Origin of the sequence: Roseateles asaccharophilus (assembly GCF_031458115.1) — a bacterium.
In the GTDB taxonomy this organism is placed as follows: domain Bacteria; phylum Pseudomonadota; class Gammaproteobacteria; order Burkholderiales; family Burkholderiaceae_C; genus Pelomonas; species Pelomonas asaccharophilus_A.
Window position 1 is genome coordinate 148,309 of sequence record NZ_JAVDXV010000004.1, and the last position, 18,081, is coordinate 166,389.

Here is an 18,081-nt window from a genome sequence, read left to right on the forward strand (position 1 = left end):
CCGCGGCCGCAGCGCTGCCTAGAGTGCAGAACCAGGACGGCTCACGAGGATTGCCATGGCCTGGCTTGACGCCCTGCTCGGCGGCGCACCGCCCGAGAAGAACCGATCGGTCGAGGTGCTGAGCTGGCTGGCGGGCGGCATGGTGCTGGTCGGCCTGCTGCTGTTCGCGCTGCAGCAGTCGCTGCGGCTGCCGGCGCATTTCGGTGTCGAGGACTGGCTGGGCTGGCAGGGCGCCGACGTGCTGGCGACCGCGCTGGAGGTCTGGCGCCAGGGCCAGTCGCGCCTGCCGGCGGCGACCGCCTACGTGCTCATCGACACCGCCTTGTTCATGCCGCTGTACGGCCTGACGCTGCTGTGGGCGACGCGCCAGGTGCATGGCACGCTGCAGTTGGTCGGGCCGCTGCACTGGCTGATCAGCGCGCTGCGCTGGCTGGCGCTGCCGACCCTGCTGGCGCTGTGGGGCGTGGACGCCATCGAGAACCTTGGCGGGCTGGCCCGCCTGGGCATCTCGCGCGGCTGGGGGCTGGCCGCACTGCTGACGGCCGCCGCGGCCTTCTGGCTGCTGCGCCGCTGGGCCGCCACCGGCGGCCGGCTGGCGCTGGCCGCGCTGGCCTTGACGCTGCTGGCCGTCAGCCTCGCCGCCTGGCAGCTGCCGGTGGGCCAGCCCGATGCCACCGGGCTGTTCGACGGCCGCGCCCACCATTGGAAGCCCTATGCCATGGGCGCGGCCGCGCTGCCGCCGCTGGGGCTGTGGCTGTGCTGGTGGTTCGGCCTGGACATCGATTCCCGGCCCACGCGGCAAGCCAACCGTGACGCCGAGATCCGCTCCGCCTGCCGGCAGACGGCCATGGGCATCATCGGCCGCAGCCGCTATGTGCTGGCCGTGCTGGCGCTGTTCGCGGCGTTCACGCTGATGCTGGACCAATGCCGCGACGTGCTGCTGGCGCTGGCCAGCCCCGCGCTCAACGCCTGGTGGCCGGTGGCGCTGCTCGCCGGCGCGCTGGGCATGGCCATGCTGTCGCATGCCTGCTGGCTGTGGGCGCGGCTGGCCGGCCGCATCAAGCGCAGCGGCTACGAGGTCTCGGCCCTGGACGGCGTGGCCGACTGGGCCGGTGAATGGGCGCGCACCTGGGCCCGGCTGCTGATGCTGGCGCCACTGCTGATGGCGTCCGCACTGGTCGCCAATGTCGCGGGCGACGCCGTCATCGCGGCCAGCGCCAGCCGGGACCCCGGCGGCCTGTTCTGGACGCTGATCGTGCTCGCGCTGTTCGCCGCCGCCATCGTCGGCATCGCGCTGTGGCTGATGCAGCACCGGCGCCAGCATGTGCTGCCGCGGCCGTCCGACTACTACAACGCCGTCGCGGCGGTGCGGCCGCTGCTGCACGACCCCTGGTGCCTGCCGCCCTCGCACGGCGGCCAACCACGAGCGCCGGTGGCGGCCCCAGCCACCGGCCGCGCGGGCCGCGTGCTGGGCCTGCTGGCGCTGCCGGTCTGGCAACCGCTGGTGGCCCTGGCGCTGCTGCTGGGCGTGCGGGGCTGGATGCTGCTGGACCCCGCGCTCACCGGCACCGCCCCGGCCGCGCTGGCGGTGCTGGCTTTGTCGCTGGTGTGGTGGCTGGGGCCGCTGGGGCTGATCGCCCTGTCCGAGCAGCGCGCCGTCTTCCCCTGGGCCTTGCTGCTGCTGGCGGCGGCCGGTCTGGTGGGGATGGTCTCGGACAACCACACGCTGCCCGCACTTGTCATCGGTGACGCAGGGCAAGTGCCCGGCACGCTGGCCGCGCTGCGCCGCGTGGCGCTGGCCGGGCTGCTGCTGCTGGCCGTGGTCAGCGCCGTAATCTGGCTGGTGCTGGTGTTGCGCTCGCGCGAGCTGCTGGGCCGGCTGGGCGTGCTGGCGCGGGTCGAGGCCGATCGGGTGCACACCGTTGCCGACCGCTGGCGCATCGGGCTGTGCGCGCTGGCCGCCGCGTTGCTGTGCGGCGGCCTGGCGGGCCTGGACGCCTGGGCCGCACGTGCCATGCCGCCGCCGCCCGACGCGCCCTCCGCCGAGGCCACGCTGCCACCGGCGGGCGAACCGCTGCTGCTGGTCGCCAGCGAAGGCGGCGGCGTGCGTGCGGCCTATTGGACGGCGCGCGTGCTGGCCGGCATCACGGACGCGCGACCGGCCTGGCCGGCGGATGTGGTCGCGATGAGCGGCGTCTCCGGCGGCTCCATGGGCATCGCCGTCTGGCGTGCCTGCCTGCGCAGCCAGCCGCAGGGCGAGCAGGCCATGACGCGCTGCGTGCAGCGGGGCTTCGACGGCCTCGACGCGCTGTCGCCGCTGCTCGCCGGCCTGCTGTTCGAGGACGTCTGGATGCGCCTGCTGCCCACCGACCTGCTGTGCCAGGCCAACAGCGGCTGCGGCCTGCGCAGCCGCGCGATGGCGTTCGAGCGGGAGTGGATGCGCGCCTTCCCGCGGCTGGCGGAACCGCTGGGCCGGGCCGGCGACGGCGAGCCCCATCTGCTGCTGAACAGCACCGTCGTGGAAAGCGGCAACCGCGCCGTGCTGGGCACGCTGCGACTGCGGCCCGGCGACCTGCCCGGCGCCGAAGACCTGCTGACCTCCGGCCGCGTGCGCCGCTCGCCGGCGCTGGTGACGGCCGCGCACACGTCGGCCCGCTTCCCTTTCACCAACCCGCTGGCGTCGCTGCCGCATGCGGCGTCCGGGCCCGCCGCCGCCCACCTGGTGGACGGCGGCTATCACGACAACAGCGGCACGGCCTCACTGGCCGACCTGCTGACCCATCTGCAGGCCGCCGCTCCGGGCCGCCGCGTGCAGCTGGTGCTGATACGCAACGGCCAGCTGCGCACGCGCTGCCTGCCGCAGGCGCTGGCCGAGTCGCACGGCGAGCCGCCGCCCGACTGCCTGAAGCTCTATGCCGAATCCGATGCCCGCGATCTGCTGCCGCCCCGCGATGCGCAGCGCCTGAAGCTGTTCGCGGACCTGTTCGGCCCCGCGGTGACGGTGCTGAACAACCTCGGCACCGGCGCCCACGGCCGTGAGCCCGTGGCCGCGCTGGCGGCGCGCGTGGCGGCCGGCCGACCGCTGCCGCCCGATCGCGGCTGCACGGCGGATGCGCCGGTGTGCCTGCTGGACCAGATGCAGGACGCCTCGCTGGTGCCGCTGGGCTGGACGCTGTCGCCCGCCGCCCGTGCGGCGATGGATGCGCGCGCCGACGAGTTGCTCCGCTCGACGCAGCCACGGTGAAGTGAGCGTTACTAGCCGGGTGACAAAAGCGCGCAGTCTTTCGCACTGAGCGGGCCGGACTGCGTGTAACGTGGCCGCTTTTACACACGGCCCCCGCCCGATGAAACTCGCCCTGATCGCTCACGACGGCCGCAAGGACGCCATGCTTGCCCTGGCCGGCGATTTCCTGCCGCTTCTGCAGCGCTGCACGCTGATGGCCACCGGCACGACCGGCGCGCGCCTGGCGGCCACGCACGGGCTGGAAATCGAGCGCATGCTCAGTGGCCCCATGGGCGGTGACCTGCAGATCGGCGCGCGGCTGGCGGTGGGCGACCTGGACGGTGTCATCTTCCTGCGCGACCCGATGACCCCTCAGCCGCACGAGCCCGACATCAACGCGCTGGTGCGCGCCTGCGACGTGCACGACGTACCCTGCGCCACCAACGTCGCCACCGCGCGGCTGCTGCTCACGCAGTGGGCCCGCGCCTGACGACGGGCCGGTACCGCCATCCGTGAACGCCCCGGCAGCAGCACCCGTAGGCCTGACGCGGCGGTGGCTGATCCGCACGCGGCTGGGCCTGGCCTTCGGGCTGATGCTGCTGTTGCTGCTGGCGCTGGCCGCGCTGTCGGTCTACCGGCTCAAGGACATGTCGGACGCGGTCAACCAGATCGTCGACGAACAGGCCGCCATCCGCGACTCGGTCAACGAGATCAACCGCAGCGCCGAGGCCGTGGCCCGCAAGCTGCTGGTGCTGATGAACCCCGACCCCGATCTGCAGGCGGCGGCCTACCTGGAGATCGCCGCCGCCAACGGCCGGCTGGACGACGCGATGCAGCGCCTGGCGCTGGTGCTGCCGCCGGGCCCGCGAAGCGAGAGGCTGGGTGAGGTCAAGGGGCAGCTGGACGATTACCGCCGCAGCTTCCAGGGCGTGCGCGAGCACATCGAGCGCGGCGACTTCGACTCCGCCCGCTCGCTGCTGAGCAGCGACACCGAGGCGGCGCTGTCGCTGTTCATCGGCGCCATCCACCAGCTGGCCGCCAGCGAGGACCGCGCCGGCACCGCCAAGGCGCGCGAGCTGCGCGAGCAGATCGACGCCGACCGCACAGGCGTGCTGGCGCTGTGCATGGCGGCGCTGGTGGCCGGCGCGCTGCTGGCGGTGGGCGTCACGCGCTCCATCGTCGGGCCGCTGAAGCGCGCCGAGGACGGTGCCGAGCTGATCGCGCAGGGCCAGTACGGCCATCGCATCGAGGTGGACTCCAACGACGAGCTGGGCCACATGGCGCAGGCCATGAACACGATGGCCGAGGCCGTCGGCGAGCGCGAGGCCGAGCTGCGCCGCCTGGCCGACGTGGACTTGCTGACCGGCCTGCCGCAGCGCAGCCGCTTCATCGCCGACGGCGACCGCCTGCTGGCCGGGCTGCCCGAGGGCGAGCGGCTGGCTGTGCTGATCTGCATCGACGTGGACCGGCTGAAGGCCGTCAACAGCGTGCTGGGCTTTGACGCCGGCGACGCGCTGCTGCGCGGCGCGGCGGCCAAGCTGAGCACGCTGTTCGAGGGCGTGGCCGCCTACGGGCGCCTGGCCGGCGGCACCTTCGCCGCGCTGGCGCCGGTGCTGAGGCTGGAGCACGGCACCGCGCTGGCCGTGCAGCTGCGCGCCGAGGTGGAGCACAAGCTGAGCTGGCAAGGCCAGGCGCTGGACCTGTCGGTGTCGCTGGGCCTGGCCCACTGGCCCGAGCACGCGGCCGACACCGAGACGCTGCTGCGCCGCGCCGAGCAGGCCATGTTCGAGGCCAAGCGGCTGCGCCAGCCGGTGGCCGTCTACAACCCCAGCACCGAGGCTTCTCGTGCGCTGCACCTGAGCCTGCTGTCGGACCTGGCCACCGCGATCGAGCAGGACCAGCTGCGCCAGTTCCTGCAGCCCAAGCGCTGCCTGCAGAGCGGCCGCATCGTCGGCGCCGAGGCGCTGGTGCGCTGGCAGCATCCGCAGCGCGGCTGGCTGCCGCCGGGCGACTTCATCCCGTTCGCCGAGCGCAGCGGCCGCATCCGCCAGGTGACCGACTGGATGCTGGCGCGCGCCGTGCGCACGCTGGCCGAGCGCGAGGCGGCGGGCCTGGCGCCCATCAGCATCGCCGTCAACATCTCGACGCTGGACATCCAGGACCAGTCGCTGCCGGTGCGCCTGGCCGCGCTGCTGGCCGAGTACCGCGTGGACCCCAGCCAGCTGCAGCTGGAGGTCACCGAGACCGGGTTGATGTCCAGCGGCGCCGACCCCATCGCCGTGCTGCATGCGCTCAAGAGCTGGGGCGTGAAGCTGGCCATCGACGACTTCGGCACCGGCCAGTCCTCGCTGGCCTATCTGCAACACCTGCCGGTGGACGAGCTGAAGATCGATCGCAGCTTCATCCAGGACGTGGACCGCGACGCGCGCCGCCAGGCGCTGCTGCGCTCCATCGTGGGCGTGGGCAAGGGGCTGGGCCTGACGGTCACGGCCGAGGGCGTCGAAAACCAGGCCGAACTGGCCTGCGTGCAGGCCTGCGGCTGCGACCTGCTGCAGGGCTACCTGCTGGCCAAGCCCATGGACCTGCCGGACCTGGAGCGCTGGCTCAAGGCGGCGGGCTGACGGCCGGCGGCGCCTCGCCGGCCATGAACCTCTGCAGTTCGGCCCAAGCGGCGGGCGCCAGCACGCGGCCCGCGATGTACTCGCCCAGGCCGCGGTAGCTTTCCCACTGCGCCTCGTCGAAGAACTGGTCCGACGTCGGTTCCTGGGGGAAGGCCGGATGCGTCTTCGCGTACTGCAGCACATCGGCCGGCGCACCGGCCTGCGGGCTGGGCTTGAGCAGCACGATCCAGCTGGGTGCCGCGGCCTCGTCGTCCAGCGGACGCACCTTCAGCAGCAGCGCGGCGGGATTGGTCTTGCCGCCGTCCGCCGCGAACTGCCCAGTGCTGCCGAACACCTTGGGCAGATGCTCCCAGCCGCCGAAGTCGCTGACGACGCCGACGTCCACGCGCAGGTCGATGCGCGCCAGGCGGATCAGGTTGGCCAGGTCGTCGAAGCGGTAGGCCGGGTCGGCGCCGTTGTCGCTCGCAACGATGAGGCCCACGTTGCGCTCGCGGCGCAGCAGCTCGTACAGCGCCGTGTTCTCGAAATGGCCGCCGTCGGACAGGTACTGCCAGCGCCGGCGCAGGCCATGAAAGCGTGCGGTGAACTCGTAGCTCAGGTAGGTCTGGGTGCGGAACATCGCACCCATCCAGCGGCCCAGCCGGTTGCGCCAGGTCAGCGGCTCCTTGTGGTCCTGGCCCGACGCCCACCACACGCCCAGCCGCACGTTGGCCGCGCCCATCAGCAGCGACATGCCCAGCGTCGTCTCGCGGCCGATGCCGGTCGAGAACGCCGCGCCCGACGTTCCCACCCATTCGCCAAGGTGCATGGGCGGATTGGGCGGCGCGAAGCCCCCGACGGGCTTGAACAGGTTGCGCCATCCGTCGATGGCGAAACCGTAGGGCATGACCGCCATGGGCTGGCCCTTGCGGTCGCGCTGCACCAGCTGCTCGGCGGGGTCGACGGTCTTGTTGACCGTCACATTCACCAGGTGCAAAGGCGCCCAGGTCTTGAGCCGTGCCTTGGCCCCGTCCCGGCCCGGCTGATACAGCGTCTCGAACGCCAGGTTGTCGCCCGCCATGGGTTCGGCGGCGGACAGGCGGCTGGCATCGCCGGTGAAACGCTCGCCATTGCTGACCCCGAGGTAGGTGCGTATCAAACGCGCCGCATAGAAGCTCTGCAGGCTGGACAGGTTGATGAACGCCGGGAACTGGCCCACCCCCACCGCCAGCACCAGCCAGGCCGCGGCATGGGTCAGCAGCAGCACGAGGTGTTCCCGGCTGACCATCTGCGCCATGCCGGGCGCCTCGCCCTGCCAGGCCAGCCATTGCACGACCCAGGCCCACAGCGTCGCGATCAGCAGCAGCGCGGCCAGACCCGCGATGCCGCCCAGCGTCGTCAGCGGCATCTTCTGCATCCAGCCGGGCAGGCTGCCCGCGCTGCCGGACGCGCCGATCTTCTTGCCCAGCCACGCCAGCGCCGCCCCCAGCGCCGCGGGCACGCTGGGCAGCCAGGCCGGACCGGTCACGGTCAGCAGGTACAGCGTATGGCCCAGCGTCTCGATGACGGCCAGCAGCACCAGCGCACCCGCGATGATCAATCCGCTGGCGAGCCCGCGCGTCAGCTGCACGGTCTGCAAGCGCGCCAAGGGCTGAAAGCAGGCCAGCACCACATGCGCCAGAACGCCCAGTGCCGTCACACCGGCCACTGCCCACCATATCCATTGCAACAACGTTGAACCGCCCGTGCCGTGATGGCCCAGCCAGAAGAAAACGCCTGCCGCGGCCGCCATGCTCACCGCGCTGCGATTGATGGGCCTGCTGAGCCCCTCGGGGGTGCGGCTGGTCGTCCAGAACGCGATGCCCATGGGCAGGACCCACAGCACCAGCGGCGCCAGCGCCGCGACGAACAGCGTACTCCACCAGATCGAGTCTGCGGGCTCCTTGCTGAAGCGCGCACCGGCCAGCGCCTCGTTCAGCCAGCGCGCTTCCAGCCGGCACAGCGCCTCGGCCCAGGGTTGGTCCAGCAGGGCGCTGCGCAGCACGGCCATCAATGTCAGCGCCAGCAGCAGCGCGACGCCGATGACCACGTGCAGCGAGACCCAGTTGCGCAATCCCAGGCCGGCTGCATAGACCAGGTCGCCGGTGCCGGTGGGCGTCAGATAGCGGCCGTTCTCGCGCAGCCACGCCAGCGGCGCGCGCAGACGCAGGTGCTCGTCCCGGCACTCGGCTGCCCTGATGCGCCCGGGCGGCCCGCTGCCCAGCACAGCCTGGGCGTCATTGGCCGCCTTCTCTGCGCTGCTGGCCTCCTTGCGCAGCCGTCCCGGGACGAACAAGCCCACCAGGAAGGCGCCAATGAACCCGCCGCCGCTGACGGTGGACAGGTAGTCGAACCGGGACAGCATGGATTCCTTGAAGCTCCGGGGCGGCTCCACCGATCCGGCATCGCGCCGGCGGCCTGCCAACGCCTGCAGCACGCCCAGCGAAAAAGTCGCACTGCGAATGCCCCCGCCCGACAACGCCAGCGCCTCCGTCCGACCTGCGGTTGGCTGGCCCATCGCCTCGCGGCGGCCTCTCAACAACGTGGCCTCATCGGGCAGTTCGCCCTTGGCGGCCTCGCCCGACCAGAACGTATCGACCGCCTTCGCATAGCGATCCATGCCCTCGCGCATGGCGCTTTTTTTGTCCGGTGCCGCTTCCATCGCTTCTCCCTGGTGTTGGAGCGCACTGTTCCGCAAGCACTGGGAACTGCGCATCGGCAGTTTTGCGGACACTAGGCCGTGACCGCGACAACCGCTAAAATCGCCGTTTTTCGTCGTTTTGCCCCTGCTGTGGGCTAAGTTTTCACTGGAGCCACTCATGGGCAACAAGATCGTTACCGAAGCGGACCGCAAGGCCACTCCCCGTCCCGCCGCCCCCAAGGGCGTCACCTTCACGGCCCCCCGCGGCCAGCTGCGCAGCCTGGAACGCGGCGCGCACACCCGCTCGAAGAAGAACCCGGGCAAGCGCCCGCATTCGGGCTGATCATTCGGGCCACGCGCCTGAAGGTTCACCACTCACAGGCCCTGCGGGGCCTGTTTGTTTTTGTTGTCGGCTAACTCCTGACCACCATGATCCGCATCAACGAACTCCGCCTGCCGCTGAACCACGCCGAGGGCGAGCTGCGCCCCGCCGCGCTGGCCCGGCTGAAACTGGCAGATGCCGACCTCGCCGCCCTGCACATCGCCCGCCGCGGCTATGACGCGCGCAAGCGCTCCGACATCCAGCTGGTCTACACGCTGGACTGCACGCTGGCCGACGGCGTCGACGAAGCCTCGGTTCTCGCCCGCTTTGCCGGCGACCACCAGATCCGCCCCACGCCCGACACGGGCTACCACTTCCTGGCCCAGGTGGGCGAGCACACCGGCCCGAGACCGGTCGTCGTCGGCTTCGGCCCCTGCGGCCTGTTCGCCGCGCTGATCCTTGCGCAAATGGGCCTTCGCCCCATCGTGCTGGAGCGCGGCAAGGCCGTGCGCGAGCGCACGCAGGACACCTGGGGCCTGTGGCGCGAGCAGAAGCTGCACCCCGAGAGCAATGTGCAGTTCGGCGAGGGCGGCGCCGGCACCTTCTCCGACGGCAAGCTCTACAGCCAGATCTCTGACCCGCGCCACCTGACCCGCAAGGTGCTGACCGAGTTCGTCAAGGCCGGCGCGCCGGAGGAGATCCTGTTCGTCAGCAAGCCGCACATCGGCACCTTCCGGCTGGTGAGCATGATCATCAAGATGCGCGCCGACATCGAGGCGCTGGGCGGCGAGATCCGCTTCCAGCAGAAGGTGACAGACCTGCTGATCGAGGACGGCGCGGTGCGTGGCGTGCAGCTGGAGTCCGGCGAGCAGATCAGCACTACGCATGTGGTGATCGCGTTGGGCCACAGCGCCCGCGACACCTTCCAGATGCTGCACGCGCGCGGCGTGCATATGGAGGCCAAGCCCTTTTCCATCGGCTACCGCATCGAGCATCCGCAGAGCCTCATCGACGCGGCGCGCTTCGGCCCCAACGCAGGCAATCCCATCCTCGGCGCCGCCGACTACAAGCTGGTGCACCACGCCAAGAACGGCCGCTCGGTCTACAGCTTCTGCATGTGCCCCGGCGGCACCGTCGTGGCGGCCACCAGCGAACCCGACCGCGTCGTCACCAACGGCATGAGCCAGTATTCGCGCAACGAGCGCAACGCGAATGCCGGCATCGTCGTGGGCCTGACGCCCGAGGACTACCGGCAAGACGGCAAGCGCGACGGCAGCCCGGTGAACCCGCTGGACGGCATGGCCTTCCAGCGCATCTGGGAAAGCCGCGCCTACGAGCTGGGCGGCGGCGGCTACCTGGCGCCGGGCTCGCTGGTGGGCGACTTCATCAAGCGCCAGGTCAGCAAGGACTTCGGCGATGTGCAGCCCAGCTACAAGCCCGGCGTCACGCTGACCGACCTGCAGCGCAAGGACCGCGGCTCGCTGCCACGCTACTGCCTGGATGCCATCCGCGAAGCCCTGCCCGCCTTCGCGCGCCAGATCCGCGGCTTCGACCGGCCCGACGCGGTGCTGACCGGCGTGGAGACACGCACCTCATCCCCGCTGCGCATCAACCGCGGGCGCGACTACCAGAGCCTCAACGTGCGCGGCCTGTTCCCGGCCGGTGAAGGCGCCGGCTATGCGGGTGGCATCATGAGCGCCGGCGTAGACGGCATCGAAGTGGCCGAGGCGCTGGCGGCGGACCTGCTGGGCATGCCGGATGCGCCGGTGCTGCAGGGCAAGGGGGCGAAGGCGGGCGGGCAGGTTTGAATCGGGGGCCTCTGGCTAGGGCGCACTGCGGCAGCTTCCGTACGCTTCAATATACGGCCTGTCGAAGCATTTCGACAGGCCGGTGAGCACGTCCAGGTTGATCTGGTTCTCGGGGTGCTTCGCTGCGGCGAGTCGATGTGCTTCGTACTGGACGTCGAAAGCAGCACGATCCTGCCGAAGGAACGCGACTGTGGCCTGAACGTACGTGTTCCAGCTGAACGTCGGGTGCTGCTTCGCTTCGTCGGGATTCAGCGAATTGATCGCTTCTTCAGCTGCCCGTGCGTTCTCTCCAATCATCGCGAGCGTCTGCGCAAGATGCCAGCGCACGCCTCGCAGCTCCGCTTCCTGTTTTTTGACGTAGCGCGCCAGGAGTTGCGAGGCTTCAAGATGGCAGCTTCCCAACTTCCGCCAGCCCGATTCCGTCTGATCGAATTCCCAGTAGGTAAGCTTCATCGCGGCCGGCGCAATGTCCTTGTACTTCGCCGCACAAGCAGCAGCGTCCTCCGTGGGAGTGGCCGACGAAGCGCCATGGAGGCTACTCAAACAGACGGCCAGTACCCCAAGGCTGCGAATCGACTGCATCTTTGCTCCTGGCCCAAAATTGATCCTCGACGCCTCGGCGCAAACCTCCTGAAGGCGGCGTTAGCGCACAGAGTCTAGGCGCGAACAAGTTCCAGCCGGATCCACGGCTGCCAGGACTTGCGCCCCTTCATCTCCCACAAGCCGCTCAAGCGGTTCTTGCGCGCATTGAACTCGCCATCGAAGCGCACCGTCTTGCCATGGATGCGCCAGCGCCGCCCCTCCAGTTCGACGACGAACATCTCGGTCTGGCCCTGGTCGTCGAACGACTGCGCGAAGTGCCGCCGCTTGGCCGTGTCGTAACCCATCACCTCCATGGAGCGCGTCGGCTGGCCGTCGAAGCGCGCGTCCACGTCGTGCTGGATGAAGTGCCGGCCTGGCAGCCAGCGGTAGGTGTCGGTCGCGACCAGTTGCCCGGCCGGGTTGGCAGCCGTTTCCAGCACCTCGCCCGTCGTGTTCCAAGTACCGATGAAGATGCCGAACGCCGACATGGGATCGTGGGCCACGGTCGCTGCTTTCAATCCTCGGGGAACCTGTCGCGCCACAACGCCGCCAGCCGCGGATCGTTGTCCACGCGGTGCACCACCGCGGCCATGCGCGGCGCGGCTTCCTCGAAGCGCTCGCGCCACGGCCCGAAGCGGGACACGACGGCCACGTACAGGTCAAGCACGGTCAGTTCGTCGCCCAGCAGGTAGTCGCCGGGGCTGAGCTGCGCGTCCATGGTGGCCCAGCAGAACGCGATGCGCTCGTGCACGGCCTCCACCACCGCGTCGCGCGAGGCCTCGGGCGCGCCGATGCGCTTCACGTCGGGCTTGATCCAGTGCAGCGCGTAGACGGCCGACGACACGTACAGCATCCAGCGCAGGAACTGCCGCCGCTTGGGATCGTTAGGCGCCGGCGCCAGGCCGGCCGCCGGGTCCAGGTCGGCCAGGTAGATCAGGATGGCCGCGCTCTCGGTCATGACCTCGCCGTCGGGCAGCACCAGCGTCGGGATCTGGCGCATCGGGTTGCTGGTCGCGACGCGGTCGCGCGCGGCTTCCTCGGCCCAGGTGGCGCCCTCGATGAGCTGGTAGCGCAGGCCCAGCAGCGTCAGCGCAGCCTCCACGGCAACGGCGCCCGAGGCCTCGGCGCCGTAGAGCGTGAGCGTGAGCGTGTGATCTCCGAACATCAGGGCGCCTCCATCATGTCGATGAGCTCCTTGGCAAACGCCAGCGCGTCCTCCGGCAGCTCGAAGTGCATCTCGTTGTTCAGGTCCACGACGTCGCCGCCCGGCCCCTTGTGCACCACCGACCAGCCGCCCGCGCCGCCGTCAATGGCCAGCACGCCGAACTGCCCGGGTTGCAGATCCCGGGCGCTGCCGCCGGTGACGACGATGTCGCGGCCGAGGTGGGAGTGGTAGCGTCGCATGCTTTGATTGTCCTGGAGCAAGACCGATGAAGGCAGTGTGGAATGGCGTGGTCATCGCCGAGAGCGACGACACGGTGGTCGTGGAAGGCAATCACTACTTCCCGGCCGAGTCGCTGAAGAAGGAATACACCAGCTTCTCCAACCACCGCAGCAGCTGCGCGTGGAAGGGGCAAGCGCAGTACCTGAGCCTGTTCGTCAATGGCGAGATGAACCCGGACGCGGTCTGGTTCTACGCCGACCCGCTGCCCGCCGCGGCCGAGATCAAGGGCCGTTACGCGTTCTGGAAGGGCGTCAAGGTTTCGGAGTAATCAGGGCTTCAGGCCTTCGGGCAACAGCGCCCACAGCCGCAGCGGCTGCTTGGTGCGGCCGGCCTGCAGCCCGGCCTCATCGCCCCAGCCCCAGAACAGGTCGGCGCGCACGGCGCCGAGGATGGCGCCCCCGGTGTCCTGTGCCAACACCAGGCGGCGCATGGGCGTGGGGGACAGCGGTTCGGTGCTTTCCAGCCATAGCGGCGTGCCCAGCGCGATGACGCTGCGGTCGATGGCCACCGAGCGGCCCGGCGTCAGCGGCACGCCCTGCGCGCCGCGCGGGCCTTGTGTGGCATCGGGCAGCGCCTCCTCTCGGAAGTAGACGACACGCGGGTTCACCGCCAGCGCATCGCGCACCTTGGCCGGGTTGCGGCGCGCCCAGTCGCTCAAGCCCTTCCAGCTCGCGTCCACCAGCTCGCCGCGCGCCAGCAGCGCCTTCGCGACGGACTCGAAGGGCTGGTCGTTGTGGCCCGCGAACGCAACGCGGCTGATGCGCTCGGCGCCGGTCTCATCGCGCGTGACGAGGCGACCCGAGCCCTGGATCTGCAACTGCAGCAGCGCGAACGGATCATCGAGGAAGGCCAGCTCCAGCGCGGCAAAGCGCGGATGGCCGTCGATGTCGCGGCGCGGCAGACGGCGCAGCGCGGGGTCGGCAGGCAGCGTGTGCAGCGGCCACTGGAAGGCACCCTGGCGCGTGCGGCTGGCCGTCAGCTGGGGCTCGAAGTAGCCGGTCAGCAGGCCGGTGGTGTCGCCGCCATCGGCCGCCAGCCGCCAGGCGCGCAGGTGTTTCATCAGCAGCAGCGCGGCCTCCAGCGCATCGGCGGGCGGCTGCAGCGCGGCGCGCGCGCAGAACTCGGCCCAGCCCGGCGCGGGCCGCTGGCAGCCGGCCAGCAGCGCGGGCCACGCGGCCATCAGATCGTCGCCGCCCCAGCCGGGCAGGTCTTTCCAATCGACGGCGACCCAGCGCGCGACGGCAACGGCGGGCGCCGCGACCGGCGGCTGACCCGGAGTTGCAGGCGCCGTTGGCTCGCGCGGCAGCAGCGGCGGCGACGAGCAGGCCGCCAGCGTTCCTAGAATCGCGGCCAGTGCCCCACGTGCCCACCACGCCATGCTGCTCCTCCTGCTCGAAGCCCTGGGCGCCCTGCTCATCATCATCTTCATCGTCTGGTGGACCATGTTCTCGGGCCGCAAGGGCGGCGAGCGCAAGGACGAGTGATCACTTCGGTGGGATGAGGAAGCTCATGGGCTCGCGACGCAGGCGTTGCCGTATGGCCGCATAGACCCGCTTGCGGTCCGCCAGCCGCACGCCGCGCGAGCGCAGCGCGACCTTGAACGCGCAGAAGAAGCTGACGCCCACGTTCAGCATGCCGATGCCGGCGATGCACAGCACGCAGGACCAGAAGGCCCAGGTCGTCATCACGCCCACGCCCAGCGCCCCCACGGCTGCCGCGAGCTGGCCGGTGGCCAGTGTCACGTGGCGCACCTCGATGGGCAGCCCGAAGAAGCCGATCAGCGCCGGCACCAGGCCCAGCATCAGGCCCAGGCTGGTGTTGGCCGTCAGCCCCGAGATGTTGGCCCGCCACCAGTGCGACCAGCGCTGCGCACGCCCGCGGCCCAGCAGGCTCACGATGCGGGGGTTCCACGCGATGGCGCTGTCCAGCCGGTGGAAGACGAACCAGTTCTCCACCCAGCCGGCGATGAGGCTGGATGCGAACAGCAGCGTGCCGGTGAAGGCCGCGAACAGCAGCGACGGCCCGAACAGGTCCAGCGAATGCAGCACGTACTGCGCATCCTTCTCGCCCACCAGCGGCGCGCCGAAGGCCAGCCAGCACAGGCCCTGCACGGCCAGCACCAGCGGTGCGGCCAGCGCGAGGTTGCCGATGATGCCGGCCACCTGCGAGCGCGTCAGGTGCGTGACCTCGTCGACGAAGCCCTGCAGCCCGTCGTCGCGGTCGATGTACAGCAGCTTGTCGGCCATCGCAGGCGCGGTCATCGCCGGCTGCTTGGTGGCCACGGTCCAGTGCAGCAGGTGGATCAGCACGAAGCTGGCCGCGTAATTCACGCCGGCCCAGAAGCCGCCCCAGAAGGCCGTGAAGCCCAGCAGGCCGATGAAGAACTTCAGGAAGGTGGTGCCCGCGATGACGGCGCCACCGCCGGCCGCGCGCTGCAGCATGTCGCGGTACTCGGCGCGGCTGCGGGTGATGTAGTGCTCACCGGTCTCGGCGCTGCGCTCGGCCACCTTGCGCGCCAGCAGCGAGTAGTGGCGCGCGAACAGCGTGCGCAGGCTGCGGCGCTCGTGCACCACGCGCACCAGCCCGGCCACCAGGCGCAGCAGCTCGCGCTGCGGCGCGTCGGACACCAGGCAGGCCAGCAGCGCCTCGATGCGGTCCAGCCGCGCGGTCAGCTGCTCGACGGAGAACATCAGGTCCACCGACACGCCGTGCGCCTCCAGATGCTCGGGCACGGTCTGCGCGGCGGCGCGGCAGCGGTCCAGCAGCGCGCGCAGGAACTGCAGCGACGGCGCCAGCACGTCGTCCTCGCGCTGCGCCAGCGCGCGTTCGACGGCCTCCCAGGCGGCGGGCAGCTGGTGGAAGGGCTTGTCCTGCAGCAGCAGCTCGTCCATGCGCACGCGCAGCGGGCCGGACAGCCCCGCCGCATGCACGCTGCTGACCAGCACCGTGACGGCCGCCGCCATCTCCACGCGCCAGCCGTCGTCGGGCGCGGCCGTGAACAGCAGGCCCAGCCGGCCCAGCAGCTCGTCGTCGATGGCGGCGATCCAGTCCTCGTCGTTCTCGTCGCCGAACAGCAACTCGAACAGCGCGGCCAGGTCGCGCGTGTCCGTCGTGGCCGGCAGCACGCGGCGGCGCAGCCGACCCAGGAACTCGTGCCACAGCGCCATGCGTGGCGCAAAGCCCACCTCGGCGAACAGGCTCACCGCATCCACGTCGTTCCAGACGCCGGCAATGACGCTGGAGAAGTTGAAGGCGTGCTCGGGGTGGCGCTCCAGCACGTTGAGCAGGTGCTTGAGCCTGACCAGCGGCAGTGGCGTGCCGGCGGCGGTGGCCTCGCGCGGCGCATGGCGCAGCCATTCGAGCAGGCGCACCAGCCACAGGTTGCGTTCGGCCAGCGCGGCCTGCGGATCCGCTGCGTTCAGCAGCGCGGTGAGGTCCCAGTTCCGGTTCGTCAAATCAGAAGCTGCGAATGAGTTCCGCGCGGCCGAGCAGACCGCCGCGGCGTCGCCAATCAAGGCGCAAAGCGGAGTCGCAGCGCGTGCTGCGGCGAGCATTTGCAACGCCGAGTGGCGGCATTGCGGCGGGATGAGCGGGCGTGTGGGGCTCGTTCACGGCTTCTCAATGCAGTGAAGCGCTGTCGGCCAGGAGAAACTCGGCGACGTCGGTGTAGAAGATGTCGCAGCCCTCGGTCACGCACAGGAAGCGCCCGCGCATCGTGCCCTGCGGCGTGCCGATCTGCGCCCAGGAACTGTACTGAAAAGATTGCCCGGGCGCGAGCACCGGCTGGTGGCCCACGACGGCCAGGCCGTCGACGACCTGCACCTGGCCGCGCGCATCGGTGATCTCCCAATGCCGGCCGATGAGCTGGGCCATCACATCGCCGGTGTTCTCGATGGTGATCGTGTAGCTGAAGGCGTACAGCCCTTGCTCGAGATGGGTCTGCTCGGGCAGGGCCTGGACGGCGACGCTGCAGCTGAATCGGGGGTTGGCCATCAGGTGATTTTGCCGGCCGGGCGCTATGCTCGACCCATATCAATCGGGAAGCGTGATCCTAAGTGCTGCGCTGGCTCTGGCCATTCACCGTGCTGCTCAGCCTGTCGGCTCAGGCCCAAGACCTGGTGCTGCGCACGGCCCAGCAGAGCGGCTCGCTCGTCAAGTACGACCCCGATGGCGGACCCAATCGTCCCGGCATCTGCATGGAGATCCTGCAGGCCGTGCAGCGCCTGGATCCCGGCCTGCAGTTCACCGGCATGGAACAGCACGTGCCGCTCAAGCGTGTGGAGCGCCTGCTGGCCGACGGCCTGGTGGACGCCTTCTTCTGCCTGCTGAAGTCGCCCGAGCGCGAGAAGCAGTGGCGCTATGCGCCGATACCGCTGTACACGATCCGGCACGTCATCGTGCAGCGCACCGACGACGCGCGCCATCTCGACACGCTGCCCGAGCTGGCCGCGGCCAGCCGGCGCAAGCCCGTGCTGGTCATGCGCGGCACGGCGCTGGCGAAACGGCTGCTGCAGGCCGACGTGGCCATCGCCGAAGTGGGCTCGGAGCGCGAGGCCTTGCAGATGCTGTTGATGAACCGCGCCGACGTCATCTATGGCCAGGACATCAACCTGCAGCGCCACATCGGCGATGCGCGCCTGGGCAGCAAGATGAAGTTCGGCCGCACGGTGTTCCAGGAGGAGCCGCAGTACCTGGCGCTGCGCGCCGACCTGCCTGCCGCGCATGAAGAGCGATTGACGCAGGCGCTGCGCCGCCTGGAGCGCGATGGCGTGCTGCGCGCGCTGGCTGAAAAGTACCGATGAGCCCCAAACCCCTGTTTCTGCCGCCGGACGGCCGGCCCCGCTGCGCCTGGTGCGCTGCCGCACCCGGCGATGCGCTTTACCTGCACTACCACGACGAGGAATGGGGCCGGCCCGTGGCCGACGACTTCCGGCTGTTCGAGAAGCTGTGCCTGGAGGGCTTCCAGAGCGGCCTGTCGTGGCGAACCATCCTGACCAAGCGCGAGGCCTTCCGCGTCGCGTTCGCCGGCTTCGACTTTCACCAGGTGGCCCGGTTCGGCGACAAGGACGTGGCCCGGCTGCTGCTTGATGCCGGCATCGTGCGCCACCGCGGCAAGATCGAGGCGGCCATCCACAACGCGGGCCGCTGCGTGGAGCTGGTCCAGGAGACCGGCTCGTTGGCCGCCTACCTGTGGCGCTTCGAGCCGCCGAAGAACTCCGTTGCGCACAACCTGTCGCAGTCGCCGGCGTCGGAGGCGCTGTCCAAGGACCTGAAGAAGCGCGGCTGGAAGTTCGTGGGTCCCACCACCATGCACGCGCTGATGCAGGCCATGGGGCTTATCAACGACCACCAGCCGGGCTGCCACCACTGGAAGGCCGCGCAGCAGGCGCGAGACAGCTTCCAGCGGCCGGGATCCTAAAAT

The 18,081-nt window shown here is 70.4% G+C and carries 16 protein-coding genes; 8 read left to right on the forward strand and 8 right to left on the reverse strand.

Annotated elements, in window-relative coordinates:
- Positions 1-55 precede the first annotated feature (55 nt).
- The 3 genes from J2X21_RS11595 (at position 56) to J2X21_RS11605 (ending at position 5,844) form a co-directional block, all read left to right on the forward strand.
- Entirely contained in the window at positions 56-3,244 is a 3,189-nt protein-coding gene (locus J2X21_RS11595; RefSeq protein WP_310328642.1) for a hypothetical protein, read from the forward strand.
- 100 nt (positions 3,245-3,344) lie between these two features.
- Positions 3,345-3,713, forward strand: a complete 369-nt coding sequence (locus J2X21_RS11600) for a methylglyoxal synthase (RefSeq protein WP_310328644.1) — start codon at positions 3,345-3,347, stop codon at positions 3,711-3,713.
- Positions 3,714-3,735: 22 nt separating this feature from the next.
- Positions 3,736-5,844, forward strand: coding sequence for a putative bifunctional diguanylate cyclase/phosphodiesterase (locus tag J2X21_RS11605; RefSeq protein ID WP_310328645.1), 2,109 nt, complete (start codon positions 3,736-3,738; stop codon positions 5,842-5,844).
- Here the strand turns inward: J2X21_RS11605 and J2X21_RS11610 are convergent.
- Complete coding sequence (locus J2X21_RS11610; RefSeq protein WP_310328646.1) at positions 5,828-8,524, reverse strand: patatin-like phospholipase family protein; 2,697 nt, start codon at positions 8,522-8,524, stop codon at positions 5,828-5,830. The genes J2X21_RS11605 and J2X21_RS11610 overlap by 17 nt on opposite strands.
- Before the next feature lie 157 nt (positions 8,525-8,681).
- Between J2X21_RS11610 and J2X21_RS11615 the strand changes: the two genes are divergently transcribed.
- Entirely contained in the window at positions 8,682-8,846 is a 165-nt protein-coding gene (locus tag J2X21_RS11615) for a hypothetical protein (protein ID WP_310328647.1), read from the forward strand.
- A gap of 86 nt (positions 8,847-8,932) precedes the next feature.
- Positions 8,933-10,633: an NAD(P)/FAD-dependent oxidoreductase gene (locus tag J2X21_RS11620; RefSeq protein WP_310328649.1), complete on the forward strand. Its 1,701-nt coding sequence runs from the start codon at positions 8,933-8,935 to the stop codon at positions 10,631-10,633.
- Between the two features lie 15 nt (positions 10,634-10,648).
- Here the strand turns inward: J2X21_RS11620 and J2X21_RS11625 are convergent, their stop codons facing one another.
- The 4 genes from J2X21_RS11625 to J2X21_RS11640 all read right to left on the reverse strand — a co-directional run bounded on the left by J2X21_RS11625 (position 10,649) and on the right by J2X21_RS11640 (position 12,619).
- The gene (locus J2X21_RS11625; RefSeq protein ID WP_310328651.1) at positions 10,649-11,215 is read right to left on the reverse strand and encodes a hypothetical protein; all 567 of its coding nucleotides are present in this window, start codon (positions 11,213-11,215) and stop codon (positions 10,649-10,651) included.
- A gap of 74 nt (positions 11,216-11,289) precedes the next feature.
- Positions 11,290-11,718, reverse strand: a complete 429-nt coding sequence (locus J2X21_RS11630) for a DUF1579 family protein (RefSeq protein WP_310328653.1) — start codon at positions 11,716-11,718, stop codon at positions 11,290-11,292.
- An 11-nt stretch (positions 11,719-11,729) separates the two neighbouring features.
- Positions 11,730-12,380 (reverse strand): glutathione S-transferase family protein, encoded by a 651-nt coding sequence (locus tag J2X21_RS11635; protein WP_310328654.1) that lies wholly within the window; start codon positions 12,378-12,380, stop codon positions 11,730-11,732.
- On the reverse strand, positions 12,380-12,619 hold the full coding sequence (locus J2X21_RS11640) for a hypothetical protein (protein WP_310328656.1): 240 nt from the start codon (positions 12,617-12,619) through the stop codon (positions 12,380-12,382). The genes J2X21_RS11635 and J2X21_RS11640 overlap by 1 nt, the downstream gene beginning before the upstream one ends.
- Positions 12,620-12,645: 26 nt before the next feature.
- On the opposite strand from J2X21_RS11640, the gene J2X21_RS11645 reads away from it, so the two are divergent.
- Positions 12,646-12,927, forward strand: coding sequence for a DUF427 domain-containing protein (locus J2X21_RS11645; RefSeq protein ID WP_310328658.1), 282 nt, complete (start codon positions 12,646-12,648; stop codon positions 12,925-12,927).
- Here J2X21_RS11645 and mltA read toward each other — a convergent pair whose 3' ends face one another.
- From mltA to apaG, 3 genes are all read right to left on the reverse strand, one after another.
- Positions 12,928-14,037 carry a murein transglycosylase A gene (mltA, locus tag J2X21_RS11650; protein WP_310328660.1) on the reverse strand — a complete coding sequence of 370 codons (1,110 nt, stop codon included), beginning with the start codon at positions 14,035-14,037 and terminating at the stop codon, positions 12,928-12,930.
- A 106-nt stretch (positions 14,038-14,143) separates the two neighbouring features.
- Entirely contained in the window at positions 14,144-16,114 is a 1,971-nt protein-coding gene (locus J2X21_RS11655) for a site-specific recombinase (protein ID WP_310328661.1), read from the reverse strand.
- A gap of 163 nt (positions 16,115-16,277) precedes the next feature.
- Positions 16,278-16,652 carry a Co2+/Mg2+ efflux protein ApaG gene (gene apaG / locus J2X21_RS11660; protein WP_310328662.1) on the reverse strand — a complete coding sequence of 125 codons (375 nt, stop codon included), beginning with the start codon at positions 16,650-16,652 and terminating at the stop codon, positions 16,278-16,280.
- A 62-nt stretch (positions 16,653-16,714) separates the two neighbouring features.
- Here apaG and J2X21_RS11665 point away from each other — a divergent pair, with 62 nt between their 5' ends.
- Complete coding sequence (locus tag J2X21_RS11665; protein WP_310328663.1) at positions 16,715-17,461, forward strand: substrate-binding periplasmic protein; 747 nt, start codon at positions 16,715-16,717, stop codon at positions 17,459-17,461.
- The gene (locus tag J2X21_RS11670; RefSeq protein ID WP_310328664.1) at positions 17,458-18,078 is read left to right on the forward strand and encodes a DNA-3-methyladenine glycosylase I; all 621 of its coding nucleotides are present in this window, start codon (positions 17,458-17,460) and stop codon (positions 18,076-18,078) included. Before J2X21_RS11665 ends, J2X21_RS11670 begins: the two co-directional genes overlap by 4 nt.
- Positions 18,079-18,081: the final 3 nt, after the last annotated feature.